Raw genomic sequence first — 20045 nt, forward strand, 5'->3', positions numbered from 1 at the left:
CACCTCGATCCACATCGAGGAGCACGAGATCGATGCCCGCGACACCAAGCTCGGTGCCGAGGAGATCACTCGTGACATCCCGAACGTCTCTGATGAGGTCCTCGCCGACCTCGACGAGCGTGGCATCGTGCGCATCGGCGCCGAGGTCCGCGACGGCGACGTGCTGGTCGGCAAGGTCACGCCGAAGGGCGAGACCGAGCTGACCCCGGAGGAGCGTCTGCTCCGCGCGATCTTCGGTGAGAAGGCGCGCGAGGTCCGCGACACCTCGTTGAAGGTTCCGCACGGCGAGACCGGCAAGGTCATCGGCGTCCGCGTGTTCAGCCGTGACGACGACGACGATCTCGCCCCCGGCGTCAACGAGTTGGTCCGCGTGTACGTCGCGCAGAAGCGCAAGATCCAGGACGGCGACAAGCTGGCCGGCCGCCACGGCAACAAGGGTGTCATCGGCAGAATCCTCCCGCAGGAGGACATGCCGTTCCTGCCTGACGGCACACCCGTCGACATCATCCTGAACACCCACGGTGTTCCGCGTCGTATGAACATCGGTCAGATCCTGGAGACGCACCTCGGGTGGGTCGCCAAGGCTGGCTGGAACATCGACACCGAGAAGCTCGAGGAGGAGTGGGCCAAGCGTCTGCCCGCCGACATGCGCTCGGCCGAGCCGAACACGAACACCGCGACTCCGGTGTTCGACGGCGCGAAGGACGACGAGCTTGCGGGTCTGCTCGGCTCGACCCTGCCGAACCGTGACGGCGACGTCATGGTCGGTGCGGACGGCAAGGCGACCCTGTTCGACGGTCGCTCCGGCGAGCCGTTCCCGTACCCGGTCGCGGTTGGCTACATGTACATCATCAAGCTGCACCACTTGGTCGACGACAAGATCCACGCGCGGTCGACCGGTCCGTACTCGATGATCACGCAGCAGCCGCTCGGTGGTAAGGCGCAGTTCGGTGGACAGCGCTTCGGTGAGATGGAGTGCTGGGCGATGCAGGCGTATGGCGCCGCGTACACGCTCCAGGAGCTTCTGACCATCAAGTCGGACGACGTCGTCGGTCGCGTGAAGGTGTACGAGGCGATCGTCAAGGGCGAGAACATCCCGGAGCCGGGTATCCCGGAGTCGTTCAAGGTCTTGCTCAAGGAGCTTCAGTCGCTCTGTCTGAACGTTGAGGTGCTGTCGTCCGACGGTGCAGCCATCGAGATGGCCGACAGCGACGACGAAGACCTCGAGCGGGCCGCCGCGAATCTGGGCATCAACCTCTCGCGTAACGAGAACGCCACGGTCGACGACCTCGCGAACTGATCCACGCATGGGGAACTCCGTCCCCGTGAATCCGCTGGTCTGACCATCGGTTCACGGGACGGAGCCGCCCCCGACGACACGACTTAGACCTCGACGCTTATAGAGCTGATTAGCTTTCTGAGGAAGGGCAATAGATTGCTCGACGTAAACTTTTTCGACGAACTGAAGATCGGTCTGGCGACGGCCGACGATATCCACACCTGGTCGTACGGTGAGGTCAAGAAGCCGGAGACCATCAACTACCGCACCCTGAAGCCGGAGAAGGACGGACTCTTCTGCGAGAAGATCTTCGGTCCGACTCGGGACTGGGAGTGCTACTGCGGTAAATACAAGCGAGTCCGCTTCAAGGGCATCATCTGTGAACGCTGCGGTGTCGAGGTGACCAAGGCCAAGGTGCGTCGTGAGCGCATGGGCCACATCGAGCTGGCCGCACCGGTCACGCACATCTGGTATTTCAAAGGCGTGCCCAGCCGTCTCGGCTACCTGCTCGACCTGGCGCCGAAGGATCTCGAGAAGATCATCTACTTCGCTGCCTACGTGATCACGTCGGTCGACGACGAGCTGCGTCACGCCGAGCTCTCGACTCGTGAGGCCGAGGTCGGCGTCGAGCGCAAGGCGATCATGGACGATCTCGAAGCCGCACTGGCCGAGCGCCAGACCAAGCTCGAGGCCGACCTGGCCGAGCTGGAGGCCGAGGGCGCCAAGGCCGACGCGAAGCGCAAAGTCCGCGACGGCGGTGAGCGCGAGCTCAAGCGCATGCGTGACCACGCCAACCGCGAGGTCGAGGCTCTCGACGAGATCTGGGACAAGTTCACCAAGCTGTCCCCGGGCGAGCTGATCATCGACGAGAAGCTGTACCGCGAGTTGGAGGACCGGTTCGGCGAGTACTTCACCGGTGCGATGGGCGCCGAGGCGATCAAGAAGCTCCTCGAGACCTTCGACATCGACGCCGAGGCCGAGAACCTGCGCGAGACGATCCGCAGCGGCAAGGGCCAGAAGAAGCTGCGTGCGCTGAAGCGACTGAAGGTTGTCGCGGCGTTCCAGCGTTCGGGCAACGAGCCGAAGGGCATGGTCCTCGAGGCCGTGCCGGTGATCCCGCCGGAGCTCCGGCCGATGGTTCAGCTCGATGGTGGTCGCTTCGCGACGTCCGACCTGAACGACCTGTACCGCCGCGTCATCAACCGCAACAACCGACTCAAGCGACTGATCGATCTGGGCGCGCCCGAGATCATCGTCAACAACGAGAAGCGCATGCTTCAGGAGTCGGTGGACGCACTGTTCGACAACGGCCGTCGCGGACGTCCGGTCACCGGACCGGGTAACCGTCCGCTTAAGTCGCTCTCTGATCTGCTCAAGGGCAAGCAGGGTCGTTTCCGCCAGAACCTCCTCGGCAAGCGAGTCGACTACTCGGGTCGTAGCGTCATCGTCGTCGGCCCCCAGCTCAAGCTGCACCAGTGCGGTCTGCCGAAGCTGATGGCGCTCGAACTGTTCAAGCCGTTCGTGATGAAGCGTCTGGTCGACCTGAACCAGGCGCAGAACATCAAGTCGGCCAAGCGCATGGTCGAGCGTCAGCGCCCCGCCGTGTGGGACGTCCTCGAAGAGGTCATCGCCGAGCACCCGGTTCTGCTGAACCGTGCGCCGACGCTGCACCGCCTGGGCATCCAGGCATTCGAGCCGCAGCTTGTCGAGGGCAAGGCGATCCAGCTGCACCCGCTCGTCTGTGAAGCGTTCAACGCCGACTTCGACGGTGACCAGATGGCCGTGCACCTGCCGCTGTCGGCGGAGGCGCAGGCCGAGGCTCGCATCCTGATGCTGTCCTCGAACAACATCCTGTCGCCTGCGTCGGGCCGCCCGCTCGCCATGCCTCGTCTGGACATGGTGACCGGTCTGTACTACCTGACCACCCAGAAGCCGGGGGAGAAGGGCGAGTACAAGCCGGAGACCGGCGACGACGTCGAGCGCGGCGTGTTCTCAAGCCCGGCCGAAGCTCAGATGGCCGTCGACCTCGGTGCGTTGAGCATCCAGGCGTCGATCAAGGTGCGTCTGACCGATCAGCGTCCGCCCGCAGAACTCGAAGCTCAACTGTTCTCCGACGGCTGGCGCAAGGGCATGGCGTGGGAGACCACGACCACCCTGGGCCGCGTGCTCTTCAACGAGCTGCTCCCGCCGGACTACCCGTTCATCGACGAGCAGATGCCGAAGAAGCGTCAGGCCGTGATCATCAATGATCTCGCCGAGCGCTACCCGATGATCGTCGTCGCGCAGACCGTCGACAAGATGAAGGACGTCGGCTTCTACTGGGCGACGCGTTCGGGCGTCACGGTCTCGATGTCGGACGTTCTGGTCCCGCCGGCCAAGGCCGAGATCCTGGAGCGTTACGAGGAGCGGGCCGACGGGCTTGAGCGCAAGTACCAGCGCGGTGGTCTGACCACTGAGGAGCGGCGCGACGCTCTGGTCGAGATCTGGAAGCAGGCGACCGAAGAGGTCGGCCAGGCTCTGGAGGACTACTACCCGGACGACAACCCGATCACGATGATCCCGAAGTCGGGCGCCACCGGCAACATGACGCAGGTGCGCAACCTGTCGGGCATGAAGGGCCTGGTGACGAACCCGAAGGGTGAGTTCATCCCGCGTCCGATCAAGTCGTCGTTCCGTGAGGGTCTGACCGTCGCCGAGTACTTCATCAACACGCACGGTGCTCGTAAGGGTCTTGCCGACACCGCTTTGCGTACCGCGGACTCGGGATACCTGACTCGTCGTCTCGTCGACGTCTCGCAGGACGTCATCGTCCGCGAAGAGGACTGTGGCACCGAGCGCGGCATCAACGTGCCGCTCGCGGAGCGGCAGGCTGACGGCACGCTCATCCGTGACGCGCACGTCGAGACCTCTGCGTACGCTCGTACGCTGGCGGTGGACGCACTCGACGCCGACGGCAAGGTCGTCATCGAGAAGGGCCACGACCTCGGCGACCCGGCGATCGAGGCTCTCCTCGCGGCGGGTGTCACCGAGGTGAAGGTCCGTTCGGTCCTCACCTGCGCGACCGGCACCGGAGTGTGTGCGTACTGCTACGGCCGTTCGATGGCGACCGGAAAGCTCGTCGACATCGGCGAAGCAGTCGGCATCATCGCCGCCCAGTCGATCGGTGAGCCCGGTACTCAGCTGACGATGCGTACCTTCCACCAGGGTGGCGTCGGTGACGACATCACCGGTGGTCTGCCGCGTGTCACCGAGCTGTTCGAGGCTCGCGTGCCGAAGGGCAAGGCTCCGATCGCCGAGGTGTCCGGCCGCGTCTCCATCGAGGACGACGATCGTTTCTACAAGATCACGATCGTCCCCGACGACGGCAGCGACGAGGTCGTCTACGACAAGATCTCGAAGCGCCAGCGCATGCGTGTCTTCAAGCACGACGACGGCACCGAGCGTCTGTTGACCGACGGTGACCATGTCGAGGTCGGCCAGCAGCTCATGGAAGGCGCTGCCGATCCGCACGAGGTCCTTCGCGTGATGGGTCCGCGCCAGGTGCAGATCCACCTCGTCAACGAGGTCCAGGAGGTGTACCGCAGCCAGGGCGTGTCCATCCACGACAAGCATGTGGAGACGATCGTCCGCCAGATGCTCCGTCGCGTGACGATCATCGACTCCGGTGCGACCGAGTTCCTGCCGGGTTCGTTGACCGAGCGCGCCGAGTTCGAGGCCGCCAACCGTTCGGTGGTCTCCGAGGGCGGGGAGCCGGCTGCCGGCCGTCCAGTTCTCATGGGCATCACGAAGGCGTCGCTGGCTACGGACTCGTGGCTGTCGGCGGCATCGTTCCAGGAGACGACGCGTGTCTTGACCGATGCGGCGATCAACAGCCGCAGCGACAAGCTCGTCGGCCTCAAGGAGAACGTGATCATCGGTAAGCTGATCCCGGCCGGTACCGGCATCGACCGCTACCGCAACATCCAGGTTCAGCCGACCGAGGAGGCGCGCGCCGCGGCGTACGCGCTGCCGACGTACGACGACACCTACTACAGCCCGGACAGCCCGTTCGGTGCTCCGAGTGGTGCGGCCGTCCCGCTGGACGACTACGGTTTCGGCGGCGACTTCCGCTGATCCGCTGAACGAGGAGGCCCCCACCGCGAGGTGGGGGCCTCCTCGTGATCTCCCGCCGCCTCGCTGGTCGAGCGGAGTCGAGCCTGCCCACCCTCTAGAACGTGTTCTAAAGTGGCGGCATGAGCTTTGTGACTGACGACAGTATCGAGGTCGACGTACCCGCCGACGTTGTTTGGCGAGTGCTGACCGACTTCGACGCATACCGCGAATGGAATCCCTTCCAGCTGGAATGCTCGACCGCGTTCACGCCGGGCGCTCCGATCGATATGAAGGTCGACCTCGGCCCGGGCGGGCCGATGCGCCAGCGCGAGTTCATCGACGAAGTCGACGAGGCGAACCGCTGGTTCACCTATCGGATGAAGCCGGCGCCGTTCGGGCTCGTGAGGAGCCTTCGCCGACAGCGAGTCGTCGAACTCGACGCCGGGCGCTCCCGGTACGAGTCACACTTCGAGATCAACGGTGCGCTCTCGGTGGTCGTGAAGGCCCTGTTAGGGAAGTCGATGGTCGGCAAGTTCGCCGCGGCGACGCAGGCGCTCGGTGCTCGAGCCGAGGCAGTCAGTCGGTAAGGGCTCCCCTGCGCCGACGGAACGGCGAACGATGCCGTCACGCGCCGATCGACCCAGCGATCATCGGCCATGAGCCGCGGAGGTCGGCGTTGAACAGGCCCAGGTATGGACGCCGTCGCGGCGGTGGACGAATCGGTGGGGGATCACGTTGCCTCCGACGAACCCGCCGCCGTTGCGGAGGATGCTGCCGTCCACCGGGCCCGCAATACCGGAGCCCGCCGAGAGATAGATCGCCGTGCCGCGGAGTCTGCCCGCATTGACGATCGGATCGTGGCGTCGCCACTGGGCGGTGCCGGGTGGCCCCCACATGTTGGCCGTGTTCCCGCCGCCGCGCGAGACGACCGCGGTGTTCGCGAGGATACCGAGCCGATCGCTGGCACGCGGGCAGCCGCCGTACGAGGCGAGTACCGGGTCGGGGGCGTCCAGTCCGTCCACATAGAAAACTTGCTGCCGATCGGCAGGGCGACGTTCAGCCGCTTACCGGCGAAGAAGTTCTGGGTGCCGCCGTTGTGGTACCAGGAGACGCCGTCCTCGGCGCCACCTGCTCCCGGCAGCATGTAGAAGGAGGGGAGCCCCGCTGGTTTCCCACCGGGTGTAGCACATGGTTGCCGATCACCCGATGCATGGACGGCGGCGCGGCGATGCGGGATGGGCGGCCGCTGCGCCGAACCGCGTTACACCTTTGTTGTTCGATCGATGCGTGCCCGTCAGTGCAGTTCGGTCAGATGAGGTGCCTATGGCCTCTTACAGTGGAGATCGTGGCCGAGCGCACGGACCGAGAACGGTCGTCGTCGAGATTCCGATGGTTGCTGCACATCGACCTGGATCAGTTCCAGGTCTCTGCCGAACGCCTGCGCCGACCCGAGCTGGTCGGTGCCGCGGTCATCGTCGGCGGCGACGGCGATCCGTCGCGCGGCAGACAGGTCGTCACGTGCGCGTCGTACGAAGCGCGTGCCGCGGGTGCCCGCGCCGGGCTGCCGTTGCCTGCAGCGAAGAAGAAGTGCCCGGATGCGGTGTTCCTCCCGCTCGACATGGAGTACTACACGCAGGTGTCGACTCGCGTGATGGACGTGCTTCGGGAGTCGGGGCGCCCGGTCGAGGTATGGGGGTTCGACGAGGCCTACCTCGGTGTCGACGCTCGAGACAGTGTGCCGAGCCACGACCGGACCGAGATCGTCGCGCTCGCGGAGCGGATCCGCCGGACGGTCTCGGATGCGACCGGTCTTCCGTGCTGCCTCGGCGTCTCCGACAACAAACAGCGTGCCAAGATGGCGGCTGGGCTCGCGAAGGCGGCCGTGCGGTCGGCCGACGCAGCGCCGTCCGATCGGGTGTTCGCACTCGACGACGCGAACTGGAACGCCCTCATGGGGCCCCGAGCGTGCCGTGACCTGTGGAGCGTCGGCCCGAAGACGGCCACGAGACTCGCTGACCACGGGATCGATACCGTGGCACGACTGCAGGGAGTCGCACGCGAGGAGCTGATCGAACTGTTCGGGCCGAGTCAGGGCAACTGGCTGTACGTCTTGTGCCGCGGAGGAGGCGACGACACGATCGCGATGGAACCGTGGACCGCGAAGTCGCACTCACGATCGCGGACGTACCCCGAGGACCTGACCGATCGCGAACAGGTCCGTGCCGCAGCGACCACGCTGACTCACGAGGTACTCGAGCAGGTCGTCGCCGAAGGCCGGATCCCGTTCCGGGTCGGTCTCACGGTTCGGACGTCGACGTTCCACACTCGCACCAAGATGCGGAAGATGGCAGAGCCGAGCATCGATTTCTCAGTGATCGGCCCAGTCGTCGACGGCCTCGTCGACGCCTTCGACCTGGAACGTCCCGTGCGACTCCTGGCGGTCCGACTGGAACTGCTCGACGTGTGACGCGGCGGGCGACGGCCACCGCGCGCGATCGAACTCCGCGACGAGAGCCGTCTGCCCGTGCGCGACGGCGTGCTGCCTCGGCGTCACGCCGTCCGCATCGCCGATCGTCGGATCGGCGCCCGCGTCGAGAAGGGCAATCGCGAGCGCTGCGTCGCGGTTCGTGGTGGCGGCGACGAGAGGCGTGCGTCCCAGACGGTCCCTGGCTTCGAGGTCCGCGCCCGCCGAGATCGCGGCGCGCGCGCCTGCGACGTCGCCCGATGCAGGCACCTTCCACTCCGATCGCCATTGCCCCAGCTGCGCGGTGCTGCCTGCGTAGACGATGCGGCCGAGCCCTACCCAGGCATGGGCCGCCGAGCACATCGAGCTGTGCTCGCCGGACGTGTACGTCACCGACCGCGCACGCTGTGCTGGTGACAGATTCTCGACGGCCCACATCACGATCGCCAGCTCGGGATGCCGGGTCGCGTCACCGCTGGACACGCGGTTGCGGTCCTCGAACACCACGCGCCCGCGGTCGTCGACGAGTAGTGAGCCGAACGGCTCGTCGCCCGCATCAGCAGCTTCGCGCGCCAGATCGACGCAACGGCGCAGGTGAATGAGATCTCTCGGGGGGCGACGGTGGTCAGGGAGGCCACGCTCCGACGTTATCGGGGAATTCTGAGCGCGACCAGCTTCGCGTCCTGGTCGACATCGAGCCCGATCCGGTTCCACTCGACGCCCACCCTCACCACCGCGTACGCCGATGTCGGGAACCGGTCGATTGCCCCGTCGGCGTCGAGTGTCAGTGCGGTCTCGGGCATGCCAGGGAAATGCCCGACCATCAAGATCGTCTCGGCGCCTGTCGGCGCATGAATCCGAAGCAGTTCGAGCAGTTCGTCGGGCGTCCCGCCGTAGATCTCGGCGAGATAGTCGGTCGGTGCGTCGATCCCGGTCCGTTCCAGAGTCGCGCGGGTACGGGTGGCCGTCGAGCAGAGGACGGCGTCGACGTGGAGTCCGTCGTCACGGATCCAGTCGCCTGCGAGCGCAGCCTGACGGCGACCGCGCTCGTTGAGCGGCCGCTCGTGGTCGGGGACGCCGAGCGGATAGTCGCTCTTGCCGTGCCGGAGCAGGATCAGGGTTCGGCTCACGCCGCACCTTCGGCACGGTGAACCGGGGACTCGGTCGCCATTGTCCGCAGCGTCTGTGCGGTCGCGCGCCAAGCAGCCGCCTCTTGCGTGTAGTACGCGTGGGCGTCGATGTCGCAGGAGCTGGCCGCCTCGTCCGCCAACTCGGCCAACTCGAGGTGTTCGTCGACGCATCGTGTGACGAGACTCGGTAGCCGCTCGCCGCGGCAGGCGGCGTCGATCTCCGCCGACGACAGAGTGATCAGGCGCTCCAGTTCGCTGCGATACATGAGTCAACGGTAGATCCGACCCCTGACAATTCTGTGGAGGCGCGCAATTCTGTGGAGGCGCGCAATTCTGCGGAGGTGCGCAAAACTGTGGAGACGCGGAGCGCGGGTGATGTGGTCACGGACCTTCTCATCCGCATATGTGACATATCCGCTCGACGCGGTCGCGAACGTATTGTGAGCCGTTGCTGCCCGATAGTCTGGGCGGGATGCATACCTGGGTTCCCGCACTGTTGGCCATCGCCGCAGCGTTGTTGATCGCGGCAGGCACCGTGCTACGGCAGCGGTCGTCTGCGGCGAGCGGAGCCATCGCTGCCGGATGGTGGATCGGTGCCTCGATCGCGTTCTCCGGCTTCCTCCTCCAGGCATCGGCGCTGGGCCTCGGGTCCATCCTCCTCGTGCAACCGCTCGTCGTCCTCGCGGTGCTGTTCGCTCTGCCGTTGGAGGCCTGGGCCGACCATCGGAACCCCCGCCGGTCCGAATGGGCGTGGGGAGGAGCCCTCGTGGTGTGCGTCGTCGCCTTCTTGCTGATCGCGCGCCCCGTCTCGACCGACCGTCGACCTGACGTAGTGATCATGGGATGCACGGTCGGAGCCGTGGTTGCGGGCCTGATCGCGCTTGTCGTGGTCGCCGAGCGGTGCAGCAATAGGCACCACAAGTCGCTGCTGTACGGGCTGGCGTCCGGCGCGTTGTTCGGGGTGTCGTCGCTGCTCATCAAGGCCGTGGCATTTCGGGTGGTCGACGCTCCGTTGTCGGTGTTCGTCCACTTCGAGGTGTACCTGCTGGTCCCGGTGGTATTGCTCGCCGTGGTCGCACAACAACGTGCATTCGGTGCTGGCGATCTGCAGACGTCGTTTCCGGCGATGAACGTCATGGAGCCTACGGTCGCGATGGTCCTAGGCGTCGCGCTCCTTGGCGAGACTCTGAAGGTCGGGGTGTCCGCGACGGTCCTTTTGGCCGCGATCCTGGCGCTCTCGGTGGTGGCAGTGGTGAAGCTGGCCAAACATGCAGCGATCCGCGGGGACCAGCGTGAGCCGGTGCCCGCGGATCGGTGAACAGGGGAGGCTTCAGGCCCCTCGGCGCCCGATTCAGGCCCTCGCCGACTGGTCTATTGGTCGATGACCGGCTTGAGTCGCTCGGCCCAGGCCTCGGCCGCCTTGGCGGGCTTCTCCGCGCTCGACGCGTCGTGGCGGTAGTGCTCGCCTACCTCGACAGCACCCAGCGCTGTCAGCTTCTCGGCCATGACCTCGCCGCCACGGTTGAATGTGTCGTCGTAGACAGTGTCGCCGAGTCCGAACACAGAGAAGCGCAGACCCGCGAGATCCGGCTTGTCTTCGTCCAGTTCGTCCGCGAGGGGCAGTGCGCTCGACGGGAGTTCGCCTTCGCCGTACGTCGAGCAGACCACAACGAGGAAGTCGTCGGTGTTCAGGTCTTCGGCGGCGTACTCGGCCATGTCGAAGATCGACGGATCGTGGTCGGCGGCCAGCACGTCGGCGATGGCGTCGGCGACGAGTTCGCCTGTACCGGTCTCGGTGCCGTAGAGGATGACAGCTGCCATAATCGGGCATCTCCTGGGAAGGTTCGGGGTCAACGACGACGATTACGGTATCGTAACCTCGTCGTCGCGTCGAACCTCGACCAGGGACTTTAGGTCAATGTCACAGGGCGCTCAGTTGATCTCCCAGCGGTCCTGGCCGCCGCCTTCGGTGACGAAGTACGTCAGGGTGTCCGACTGCCCGGCGTCGTTCGACACCGCGCACTCGTACGTCGATCCGGGAGTCAGCGCCTTGAGGCCGTTTCCACAGTTAACGGTCACCTGGAGGCCGAGTTGTTGCGAAACGGACGGTGCGAGCGTCTTCGACGCGAAGGCCATGTCATACAAGGTGTCGACCGTCTGGTATTTGACGTCCATGTCTTCGCTGGTGGTGGTGACGTCGACTCGGACGTCGGTGCCGTCGACGTCGGCGACGCATTGAAACGTGGTGCCGACCTTAGGGTCTTTTCCAGGATCGTCGCACTCGACGGCCGAGACTGTCCGGGGGAACTTCGCGTAGCCGCAAAGCCTAATCTCGCACGCAACTATTTGCCCGTTTATGTGTATTTTGTCCATTGTTCGAATGACGCTGTCACCCGGTCGTCGTCGCAGGTCATCTGTGGAGTGCGTGTTCGGCGTCGAGACGACGGTGTGCGGGATACTGTGGCATTGCCGATATTTGGTCATTACCGACATTTAAGAAAGGTGCACGAAAGTGGACTGGAGTTCGTTCTGGGGTGTGCTCTGGTACACCCTCGTGATTTTCGCATTCATCGCATATCTGATCGTGTTGTTCATGATCCTCAGCGACTTGTTCCGGGACCACAAGTTGAGTGCCGGATGGAAGGTCGTGTGGATCGTCGCATTGGTGATCTTCCCGTACCTGACGGCGTTCGTGTACATCCTCGCGCGCGGTCAAGGCATGACCGAACGAAGTCATGCGGCGGCCGTCGCAGCGGCGCGGTCGCAAGAGCAGTACATCCAACATGCTGCGGGTCAGACCTCTCCTGCGCACCAGATCGCGACCGCGAAGTCGTTGCTCGATGCGGGCGTCGTCTCGCAGGAGGAGTACGAGGTACTTAAGTCGAAGGCGCTCGCTGCCTGAGGCGTTCTGAGACGAGCCCGGGCGGAACGGCCATCGCCATTCCGCCCGGCTCTTCGCGCCGGGTGGCCGCAGTGTTCTCCTGAAACCCGTCGGTCGAACGATCGTGGGCGCGCCGTGTCCACCGTCACGGACCGATACTCTGGGACGCGAACCGATCACTGCGTTCTGCGAGAGGGGACTGCCCATGGCGACCCGCATCGACAGTTGGATCTGGGCGATCCGATTGACGAAGACCCGCTCTGCCGCGGGCGCCGCATGTCGGGGCGGCCACGTCCGACTCAACGGTGCCCCGGTGAAGGCCTCGACGACCGTCTCGATCGGCGACCGCGTGAGCGTTCGCCAAGGCGCACGTGAACGCATCGTCGAAGTGACCGGTCTGATCAGCAAACGAGTCTCCGCATCCGTCGCCGCACAGAACTACATAGATCACAGCCCTCCGCCGCCGCCACGAGAAGTGATCGCGTCGATTCCGCGCCGTGACCGAGGGGCGGGCCGGCCGACCAAACGCGAGCGCCGCGAACTCGACCGGTTCCGCGGGGCGACGATGGTCGTTCTTGCGGTCGCTGCGTTGGGGCTGTCGGCCTGCGGCGGCGACGGGACGTCCGACGCGGTGAACTCCACGCCGGAACCTAAGACGGGCACCGGTCCGGACTTCGAGCGGTGCGGTGGTCTCACTGCCGACGACGTGGTCCGTCTCACCGGCCTCGCCGGACTGGACGAGATCGTGAACAACCCGTCGGCCTGCGAGTGGCGGCGTGGTTCGGCCGGCGCGCCGTCCGTCTCGTTCAACTGGTACCGCGGGTCGCCGATCGGGCGGGAACGCGGAACTGAGCAGTTGTCGCGCGATTCGACGCAGGACTACGAGATCGATGGCCAGCCAGGCTTCATTGCCCACCACAGTTCGATCTGCGAGATCGGCGTCGCATGGGATGCCGACTTCATCGAGATCTCGGTGCAGTCCGCATCGCCGGACGGGACGTCGACCAAGACCACCGACGAGACGTGTGCGGCGACTAAACGTCTCACCGAAACGGTCGTGAAGGGGGCGTCGTGATGGCGGGTTTCCGAATGCGGCGGGCAGGCGTCGCGGCGGCTGTTGCGATCGCCACGGTGATCGGTGTCGGCGCGTGCGACGTCGACGGTGCCCCCGTGCGTGAGGGGCGAGACGTTGGAGCCGACACCGGAGACGTCGACACTGACGAGTTCGAGAACCTCCTCGCCGAATGTGAAATCCTCCCCGCGAATCAGATAGCAGAGGCGGTCGGCGGGCAGATCGCCGATCCCAGCTTCTTCGGAGCCAACTGTCGGTGGACTGTCATGGCGCCCAGCGCAGTCGAGGTGATGTTCAACTGGTTCGAGTGGGGGTCGTACAACCACGAGAAGGACACCGCCAAGCGGCTCGGGTACACCACCGAGAACGTCACGGTGCGGAGCCAGGCGGCGTTCACTGCTCGCGACCCGAAGCGGCCGGACGTCTGCGGCGTCACTTCCAAGGCTCCGAGCGGTGGTGTGTACACCTGGTGGGTCGAGCCGTCCGGTGCTGCCCGCGGCGACGCGTGCGATGCGCCGATCAAGCTGATGGAGTTGATTCTGTCGGGGGCCTTCTAACGATGTCGGCGTCTGGCGTCAACCCGGAGTCCCGATCTGTACGCGGGTCCGCCTGCTTTCGGTGTGACGCATTACGCTATCCTGGAGGGCAAAATTAGAACACGTTCCCCCTGCGGATCGCCGGTTCTCGGCTTGGAGGAAAAGACCAGATGGCGCACATAATCACCCGCCCGTGCTGCAACGACGCGTCATGCGTGGCGGTGTGTCCGGTGAACTGCATTCATCCGACGCCGGACGAGCCGGAATTCCTCACAGCGGAGATGCTCTACATCGACCCGGAGACGTGCATCGACTGCGGCGCGTGCATCGACGAGTGCCCGGTTGACGCTATCGTCCCCGATGATCAACTCGAAGAGTTCGACGAGCCGTACCTGCAGATCAACGCCGACTACTACAAAGACCACGACGTCGACGGGGGCCTGGTGAAGCATCCCAAGGCGCCGAAGCTGCCCGACGACGAGGAACTGGACGTCGCGATCGTCGGCGCGGGGCCGGCCGCCTTCTACGCGGCCGAGGAATTGGTCAAGAAGCGCCAGGTCAAGGTGCACATGTTCGATCGGCTGCCCACGCCCTACGGTCTGGTGCGCGCAGGCGTCGCACCCGATCACGCGAAGACCAAGGGGGTCGAGTCGACCTTCGCTGCGGTGGAGAAGAAGGCCAATTTCACCTACCACCTGAACGTCGAGGTCGGGGTCCACATCACCGTGGACGAGCTTCGCGAACGCTTCGGTGCTGTGCTGTACGCGGGCGGGGCCGCGCACGATCGTCGTCTCGGCATCGACGGCGAAGATCTGCCCGGGTCGATCGCCGCCACCGACTTCGTCGCCTGGTACAACGGCCATCCCGACCACGCGGACCGCACGTTCGATCTGTCGTCGGAGCGCGTCGTCATCATCGGCAACGGCAACGTCGCGCTCGATGTCGCCCGCATCCTCGTCACCGACCCCGATGTGCTCGCACGGACGGACATCGCCGATCACGCGCTCGACGCGCTGCGTCAGTCCGCAGTGCGCGAGGTGGTCGTCATGGCGCGTCGCGGCATCGAGCACGGAGCCTTCACCAACAGTGAGTTCCTGTCTCTCACCGAACTCGACGGCGTCGACGTCGTGATGCCGGACGAGTTGGTCCTGTCCGCCGAAGCCGCCGCCGCAGAAGCGGACGACTCGATCGACTCGGTGATGGGGACCAAGATCCGATTGGCTCGCGAGTTCGCCGACAAGCCGGTCGGCGACGCGGAGCGTCGGATCGTGTTCGAGTTCCTGACGTCGCCGACGGCGATCGTCGGCGACAACGACGGCGTCGCGAAGATCCAGTACGTGCGAAACAGGTACGTCGACGGATCGTCGATCGAACCGACTGACGAGACCGGCGAGCTCGACGCGGGCGCCGTGGTGCGGTCGGTCGGGTACCGAGGTCAAGCGGTCGACGGTCTGCCGTTCGACGATCAGCGGGCAGTTGTGCCAAGCGACGATGCGCGGGTGCTCGACCGCCCGGACGGCGAGCGGATTCCCGGACTGTTCGTGGCCGGCTGGATCAGGCGCGGTCCGACCGGCGGCATCGGTCGCAATCGGTATTGCGGCGAGGAAGCAGCGAAGGCGGTGCTCGCCGACTTCGCGAACCGTGAGCTGCCGTCGCCGACGGTGAGCGCCGACAGCCTCGAGGAGCTCTTGGCCTCGCGCGGAGCGAATCGCGTGGATCGTGCTGGATGGAAGGCGATCGACGCCGTCGAGAAGGCTGCGGGCAAGGCCGTGGGCAGGCGGCGGATCAAACTCGTCTCGCTGGCCGAGCTCGAACGGGCCGCGGGAGAGGGCGCGTGAGCGCGGACGACGAGCGGTTGCGGATCGCGCTACTGTCGTACCGCAGCAAGCCGCATTGCGGCGGCCAAGGCGTCTACGTCCGTCACCTCGCACGGGAGATCGCGCTGCTCGGGCACGACGTGGAGATCTTCTCGGGCCAGCCGTACCCCGACCTCGACGAGTCAGCGCTCGATGCGGGCGTCACCCTGACGAAGGTGCCGAGCCTCGACTTGTTCGGCGAGCCCGACCCGTTTCGGACTCCGCGCCCCAAGGAGTATCGAGACTGGATCGACGTCGTCGAGGTCGCGCAGATGTGGACGGCGGCGTTCGGTGAGCCGTTGACGTTCAGCCTCCGCGTGGCGCGACTGTTGAAGGAGCGTCGTCGAGCGAGCGCAGCGGCGGGGGACCCGACCGGAGGGTTCGACGTCGTCCATGACAATCAGTGCCTCGGATACGGTCTCCTGTCGGTCAAACGGGCGGGCTTCCCGCTGGTCGCGACCATCCATCACCCGATAACGCGCGACCGTGCCCTCGCCGTGCGCGCGGCGCGCGGCATCAAGAAGGTCAGCGCATGGCGGTGGCATTCGTTTCTCGCGATGCAGGGGCGCGTCGCGCGCCGCATTCCGTCGTTGTTGACAGTCTCGCGCAGCAGCGAAGAGGACATCCGTAGCGCATTCCGGGTCAGCGAGGACTCGCTGGCGACCATCCCACTCGGCGTCGACACTGAGGTCTTCGCACCGCGCGGCGGTCGCGACCCGGGACACATAGTGTGCGTCGCGAGTGCTGACGCACCCCTCAAAGGAGTGTCCTACCTATTGGAAGCGGTGGCGAAAGTCGCAGCCGAGCAGCCCGTGCACTTGACGCTCGTGTCCAAACTCGACCCGAACGGTCCGTCCGCCGCGTTGATCGACGAACTGTCGATCGCCGACCGGGTGTCGGTCGTGTCGGGTATCGAAGACGCGGAACTCGCGGAGCTGTTGGCGAGCGCCGAGATCGCGTGCGTCCCATCGCTGTACGAGGGCTTCTCCCTTCCCGCCGTCGAGGCGATGAGCTGTGGGACGCCGTTGGTCGCGACCCGTGCTGGCGCGATTCCCGAGGTAGTCGGCGAGGACGAGGAGGCCGCGGTGCTGGTCGATGCGGGCGACGCCGGACAGCTCGCACAAGCGTTCCTGCGACTGTTCGGCGACGACGGATTGCGCGATCGCCTCGGCCGGGGAGGCCGTGAACGCGTGTCGGCGAAGTACAGCTGGTCGGCGGTCGCCGCCGCCACCGTCGAGCGGTACCGCGCGGCGATCGAATCCACCCGTGGACGAAAGGGAACACCATGCTGACAGTCGATTTCGATCGACTCAAGGTCGGTCCGGGCGTGCGGGTCATCGACATCGGTGCCGGACAGGGACGGCACTCGTACGAGATGCTGCGCCGCGGAGCCGACGTGACCGCATTCGACATGAGCGCCTCCGATATGGCCGACGTCTCCGAGATGTTCGGGGCCCTGGTCGCGGCGGGCGAGGTCCCGGCGACGGGGAACGCCGACGCACGAGTCGGTGACGCTCTCGGGCTGCCTTATGAGGACGCGTCATTTGACGTCGTGCTAATGTCGGAGATCCTCGAGCATATTCCCGACGACGAGTCGGCGATCGCCGAGATGGCTCGCATCCTCAAACCCGGGGGGCTGGCCGCGGTCACCGTCCCGAGGTTCTGGCCCGAGAAGATCTGTTGGGCGCTGTCGGACGAATACCACGAGGTCGAGGGCGGACACGTCCGTATCTACAAGGCTTCCGAGCTGGCGGCGAAGCTACAGGCCGCAGGTCTGCAGGTACATGGGACCGACCATGCGCATGCGCTGCACGCGCCGTACTGGTGGCTCAAATGCGCCGTCGGCGTCGAGAACGACGACAATCCACTGGTCAAGGGCTACCACAAGATGCTCGTGTGGGACATGATGAGCAAACCGTGGGTGACGCGCGTCGGCGAGCAACTGCTCAATCCGTTCGTCGGTAAATCGGTCGCCATCTACCTGCGTAAACCGGAATAGGCATGGCGGCCCCGTACATCGACGATGTGCTGACCTCCGCCCAGGTCCGGGCGACGGGATGCTCGATCGCCGCAATGCAGGAACCGTCGGGCGCCTTGCCGTGGTTCCCCGGCGGCAAGACCGATCCGTGGGATCACGTCGAATCGGCGATGGCGTTGTCGGCCTGCGGATTACGCCGCGAAGCCGAAGCTGCCTACGAGTGGTCCCGGCGCACCCAACGGGCCGACGGGTCGTGGCCCATCGAGTTACGGGCGGGACGTGTCGTCGATCCCGGCGTCGACAGCAACTTCTGCGCCTATATCGCGGTTGGGGTATGGCACCACTTCCTGGTGTTCGACGATGCGGCGTTCCTGCGGCGCATGTGGCCGACAGTGCGCGCTGCGATCGATCGGACGCTGGTGTTCGCGCGCGACGACGGCGCACTTCGCTGGGCCGCCGATCATGAGAGCGGCGAGATGTTTCCGAACGCGCTCATCACCGGCAACGCCAGTATCTTCTCGGCATTGGACTGTGCGGTACGGATCGCCGAGATTCTCGACGAGTCGAGGCGGCCGTGGGAGTCTGCGAGTCGGCGCCTCGGCGAGCTGTTCGGAAGGTGGGTCGTCGACCGCAGTGTCCTCGACCCTGCGTCGGACCACTCGATGGACTGGTACTACCCGGTGCTCGGCGGCGCGGTACGCGGCGACGCAGGCCGCGACCTGCTCGCTGTGCGGTGGTCCGACTTCGTCGTCGAAGGACTCGGCGCACGCTGCGTCGAAGACCATCCGTGGGTGACGGGCGCGGAGACATGCGAGCTCGCGATGGCGTTGGAGGCCGTCGGCGAGGTCGGGCGGGCCGCCGACCTCGTACAGTCGATTCAGCATCTCCGCGAAGACGACGGCTCGTACTGGACCGGACTGGTCTTCTCCGATGGAAAACGCTGGCCCGTGGAGCGAAGTTGTTGGACCGCGGCCGCCGTAGTGCTCGCGGCTGATGCGATCAGTCGGACGACGCCGGGAAGCGGGATCTTCCGAGACGTCGCCGCCAGCCGCGTCGTGAGTTAGCCGCGGATCAGCACGCGTAACGAGCCGTGCGCTTGCGCTTCGGTGAACTGCCCGGAGTCGATTGCCTGGCAGTAGATCTCGTACGGTGGCCGGCCGCCGTCCGCCGGGTCGGGGAAGACGTCGTGGATGAGCAACGCGCCGCCGGGACGCACCCAGTGCGCCCACCCGTCGTAATCGTTCTGGGCGGCTTCCATCGAGTGGCCGCCATCGATGAACACGAAGTCTGCGGGCCGACCCCACACGCGGGCAGCTGCCGTCGACGGAGCGAGCAGGCCGAGGACGGTCTCCTCGAGCTTCGCGTCGAACATGGTGCGGCGGAATCGCGCCGCGGTGTCGAGGAGACCCGCGTGCTCGTCGACCAGGGCTGTGTCGTGGTACTCCCAGCCCGGCTGGTGCTCTTCGGAGCCACGGTGATGGTCGACGGTCACGATGAGTGCGCCGTGCCGTTGCGCAGCGTCGCCGAGGTAAACGGTGGACTTCCCGCAGTACGTACCGATCTCCACTCCGATCCCTACTGAATCAGACTGGGACAGAATACGATTCGCGACCTCGTGCAAGGCGTCGGCCTCATCGGACGGCATGAAGCCCGGAGTCTCGTCGGCGACCCTGCGGCGGTCGGCGGGCAGTGTGGAGCATTCAGTGGGCGAAGACATGGCTCGATCGTACGGGTGGTGCGCGTTACAGCTACGGTGAAAGCCATGAAGGCTCAGATGATCGTCAGCGAGACCGGCCCCGACGGACTCGAACTCCAAGAAGTTCCGGCCCCCCAGGCGCAGGACGGGCAGTACCTGGTCGACGTCCGTTCGTGCGGCGTGTGCTTCCCCGATCTGCTCATGTCCCAAGGTAAGTATCAGATCCGTCCGCCGGTCCCGTACATCCCGGGCACCGAGGTGGCCGGTGTTCTCGCGCAGGTTCCAGTCGGTGGGGCATACGCCGTCGGCGATCGTGTCCTCGTCACTTCGCTCACCGGTGGGTTCGGTGAACGGGTCGCGGCGACTGAGACGCAGATCGTGCCGATGCCCGCCGAATTGTCGTTCGACGAGGGCGCGGCGATGGGCATCAACTTCCAGACGGCACTTTTCGCGTTGAAGGTCCGCGCGCAGACTGCCCCAGGTGAAGTCGTCGCCGTCCTCGGATCGGCCGGCGGCGTGGGGGTCGCGTCGATCTTAGTCGCGAAGGCCATGGGCGCCAAGGTGATCGCCGTGGTGCACCGCACCGGCCAAGAGGAGATGCTGCGCGGTCTCGGAGCCGACGAGGTCGTGCAGTTGACCGACGGATGGAAGGACAAGGTCCTCGAACTGTCGGACGGCGGCGTCGACGTGCTGATCGACCCCGTCGGCGGCGATGTCTTCGACGAGGCGTTGCGCACCGTCGGCGCGGACGGCCGCTACGTCGTGATCGGTTTCGCGGCCGGTGGGATTCCGACGGTCAAACTCAACCGTGTCCTGTTCCGGAACATCTCAATCGTCGGCGCGGCGTGGGGCGAGTACATCACCAAGAAGGACCCCGGACTTCCCGCGCTGCTGCACGACGAACTCACCGAGATGATCGCTGCGGGGATGCGTCCGCCGGTGTCGTACACCTACGAACTCGATCAACTCCCTGCCGCACTGGACGACCTCGCCAACGGTCGAATCAAGGGCAAGGCCGTCGTACACGTCTCGGAGTAGCAACTGACTGTCGCGGGAAGCGC

At 65.7% G+C, this 20045-nt stretch carries 18 protein-coding genes and 3 pseudogenes; 13 read left to right on the top strand and 8 right to left on the bottom strand.

Translation table 11 applies throughout. From position 1 onward, the window contains the following. From ACTIMF_RS08050 to ACTIMF_RS08060, 3 genes and pseudogenes are all read left to right on the top strand, one after another. Positions 1–1300: pseudogene (locus tag ACTIMF_RS08050) on the top strand (DNA-directed RNA polymerase subunit beta); the annotation flags it as partial. A 135-nt stretch (positions 1301–1435) separates the two neighbouring features. Further along, positions 1436–5392: a DNA-directed RNA polymerase subunit beta' gene (locus ACTIMF_RS08055; protein ID WP_442349760.1), complete on the top strand. Its 3957-nt coding sequence runs from the start codon at positions 1436–1438 to the stop codon at positions 5390–5392. A gap of 119 nt (positions 5393–5511) precedes the next feature. Further along, complete coding sequence (locus ACTIMF_RS08060) at positions 5512–5958, top strand: SRPBCC domain-containing protein (protein WP_442349761.1); 447 nt, start codon at positions 5512–5514, stop codon at positions 5956–5958. A 60-nt stretch (positions 5959–6018) separates the two neighbouring features. On the opposite strand, the gene ACTIMF_RS08065 is transcribed toward ACTIMF_RS08060, so the two are convergent. Continuing rightward, positions 6019–6393, bottom strand: coding sequence for a hypothetical protein (locus ACTIMF_RS08065; protein ID WP_442349762.1), 375 nt, complete (start codon positions 6391–6393; stop codon positions 6019–6021). A 323-nt stretch (positions 6394–6716) separates the two neighbouring features. Here ACTIMF_RS08065 and ACTIMF_RS08070 point away from each other — a divergent pair, with 323 nt between their 5' ends. Continuing rightward, entirely contained in the window at positions 6717–7838 is a 1122-nt protein-coding gene (locus ACTIMF_RS08070; RefSeq protein ID WP_442349763.1) for a DNA polymerase IV, read from the top strand. A 258-nt stretch (positions 7839–8096) separates the two neighbouring features. Here ACTIMF_RS08070 and ACTIMF_RS08075 read toward each other — a convergent pair. The 3 genes and pseudogenes from ACTIMF_RS08075 to ACTIMF_RS08085 all read right to left on the bottom strand — a co-directional run. Next, a pseudogene (locus tag ACTIMF_RS08075) lies at positions 8097–8486 on the bottom strand (nucleoside deaminase); the annotation flags it as partial. Next, entirely contained in the window at positions 8483–8965 is a 483-nt protein-coding gene (locus ACTIMF_RS08080; RefSeq protein ID WP_442349764.1) for a SixA phosphatase family protein, read from the bottom strand. The pseudogene ACTIMF_RS08075 and the gene ACTIMF_RS08080, both read right to left, overlap by 4 nt. Continuing rightward, the gene (locus tag ACTIMF_RS08085; protein ID WP_442349765.1) at positions 8962–9231 is read right to left on the bottom strand and encodes a hypothetical protein; all 270 of its coding nucleotides are present in this window, start codon (positions 9229–9231) and stop codon (positions 8962–8964) included. The genes ACTIMF_RS08080 and ACTIMF_RS08085 overlap by 4 nt, the downstream gene beginning before the upstream one ends. Before the next feature lie 206 nt (positions 9232–9437). On the opposite strand from ACTIMF_RS08085, the gene ACTIMF_RS08090 reads away from it, so the two are divergent. After that, the gene (locus ACTIMF_RS08090) at positions 9438–10283 is read left to right on the top strand and encodes a DMT family transporter (protein ID WP_442349766.1); all 846 of its coding nucleotides are present in this window, start codon (positions 9438–9440) and stop codon (positions 10281–10283) included. A gap of 53 nt (positions 10284–10336) precedes the next feature. Here ACTIMF_RS08090 and ACTIMF_RS08095 read toward each other — a convergent pair whose 3' ends face one another. The 3 genes and pseudogenes from ACTIMF_RS08095 to ACTIMF_RS08105 all read right to left on the bottom strand — a co-directional run. Continuing rightward, positions 10337–10786, bottom strand: a complete 450-nt coding sequence (locus ACTIMF_RS08095; protein ID WP_442349767.1) for a flavodoxin domain-containing protein — start codon at positions 10784–10786, stop codon at positions 10337–10339. A 111-nt stretch (positions 10787–10897) separates the two neighbouring features. Beyond that, positions 10898–11140 (bottom strand): hypothetical protein, encoded by a 243-nt coding sequence (locus tag ACTIMF_RS08100; protein WP_442349861.1) that lies wholly within the window; start codon positions 11138–11140, stop codon positions 10898–10900. 12 nt (positions 11141–11152) lie between these two features. Further along, positions 11153–11458, bottom strand: a pseudogene (locus ACTIMF_RS08105) (DUF4333 domain-containing protein); the annotation flags it as partial. 19 nt (positions 11459–11477) lie between these two features. On the opposite strand from ACTIMF_RS08105, the gene ACTIMF_RS08110 reads away from it, so the two are divergent. From ACTIMF_RS08110 to ACTIMF_RS08140, 7 genes are all read left to right on the top strand, one after another. Continuing rightward, positions 11478–11867, top strand: coding sequence for an SHOCT domain-containing protein (locus ACTIMF_RS08110; RefSeq protein WP_442349768.1), 390 nt, complete (start codon positions 11478–11480; stop codon positions 11865–11867). 184 nt (positions 11868–12051) lie between these two features. Beyond that, entirely contained in the window at positions 12052–12921 is an 870-nt protein-coding gene (locus tag ACTIMF_RS08115; RefSeq protein WP_442349769.1) for a DUF3558 family protein, read from the top strand. Continuing rightward, a complete protein-coding gene (locus ACTIMF_RS08120; RefSeq protein WP_442349770.1) occupies positions 12921–13475 on the top strand; it encodes a DUF3558 domain-containing protein in 555 nt (184 codons plus the stop codon). Before ACTIMF_RS08115 ends, ACTIMF_RS08120 begins: the two co-directional genes overlap by 1 nt. A gap of 149 nt (positions 13476–13624) precedes the next feature. Further along, positions 13625–15292, top strand: coding sequence for an FAD-dependent oxidoreductase (locus ACTIMF_RS08125; RefSeq protein WP_442349771.1), 1668 nt, complete (start codon positions 13625–13627; stop codon positions 15290–15292). A 17-nt stretch (positions 15293–15309) separates the two neighbouring features. Then, positions 15310–16602 (top strand): glycosyltransferase family 4 protein, encoded by a 1293-nt coding sequence (locus tag ACTIMF_RS08130; RefSeq protein WP_442349857.1) that lies wholly within the window; start codon positions 15310–15312, stop codon positions 16600–16602. Continuing rightward, positions 16596–17309 carry a class I SAM-dependent methyltransferase gene (locus tag ACTIMF_RS08135; RefSeq protein WP_442349772.1) on the top strand — a complete coding sequence of 238 codons (714 nt, stop codon included), beginning with the start codon at positions 16596–16598 and terminating at the stop codon, positions 17307–17309. Before ACTIMF_RS08130 ends, ACTIMF_RS08135 begins: the two co-directional genes overlap by 7 nt. Positions 17310–17311: 2 nt before the next feature. After that, positions 17312–18352: a prenyltransferase gene (locus tag ACTIMF_RS08140; protein WP_442349773.1), complete on the top strand. Its 1041-nt coding sequence runs from the start codon at positions 17312–17314 to the stop codon at positions 18350–18352. Here ACTIMF_RS08140 and ACTIMF_RS08145 read toward each other — a convergent pair. Further along, complete coding sequence (locus ACTIMF_RS08145) at positions 18349–19005, bottom strand: class I SAM-dependent methyltransferase (protein ID WP_442349774.1); 657 nt, start codon at positions 19003–19005, stop codon at positions 18349–18351. The genes ACTIMF_RS08140 and ACTIMF_RS08145 overlap by 4 nt on opposite strands. A gap of 45 nt (positions 19006–19050) precedes the next feature. On the opposite strand from ACTIMF_RS08145, the gene ACTIMF_RS08150 reads away from it, so the two are divergent. After that, on the top strand, positions 19051–20022 hold the full coding sequence (locus ACTIMF_RS08150; RefSeq protein ID WP_442349775.1) for an NADPH:quinone oxidoreductase family protein: 972 nt from the start codon (positions 19051–19053) through the stop codon (positions 20020–20022). The last annotated feature ends 23 nt before the right edge of the window (positions 20023–20045 follow it).

Source organism: Gordonia sp. (in: high G+C Gram-positive bacteria) (assembly GCF_052106715.1).
Lineage (GTDB): Bacteria > Actinomycetota > Actinomycetes > Mycobacteriales > Mycobacteriaceae > Gordonia.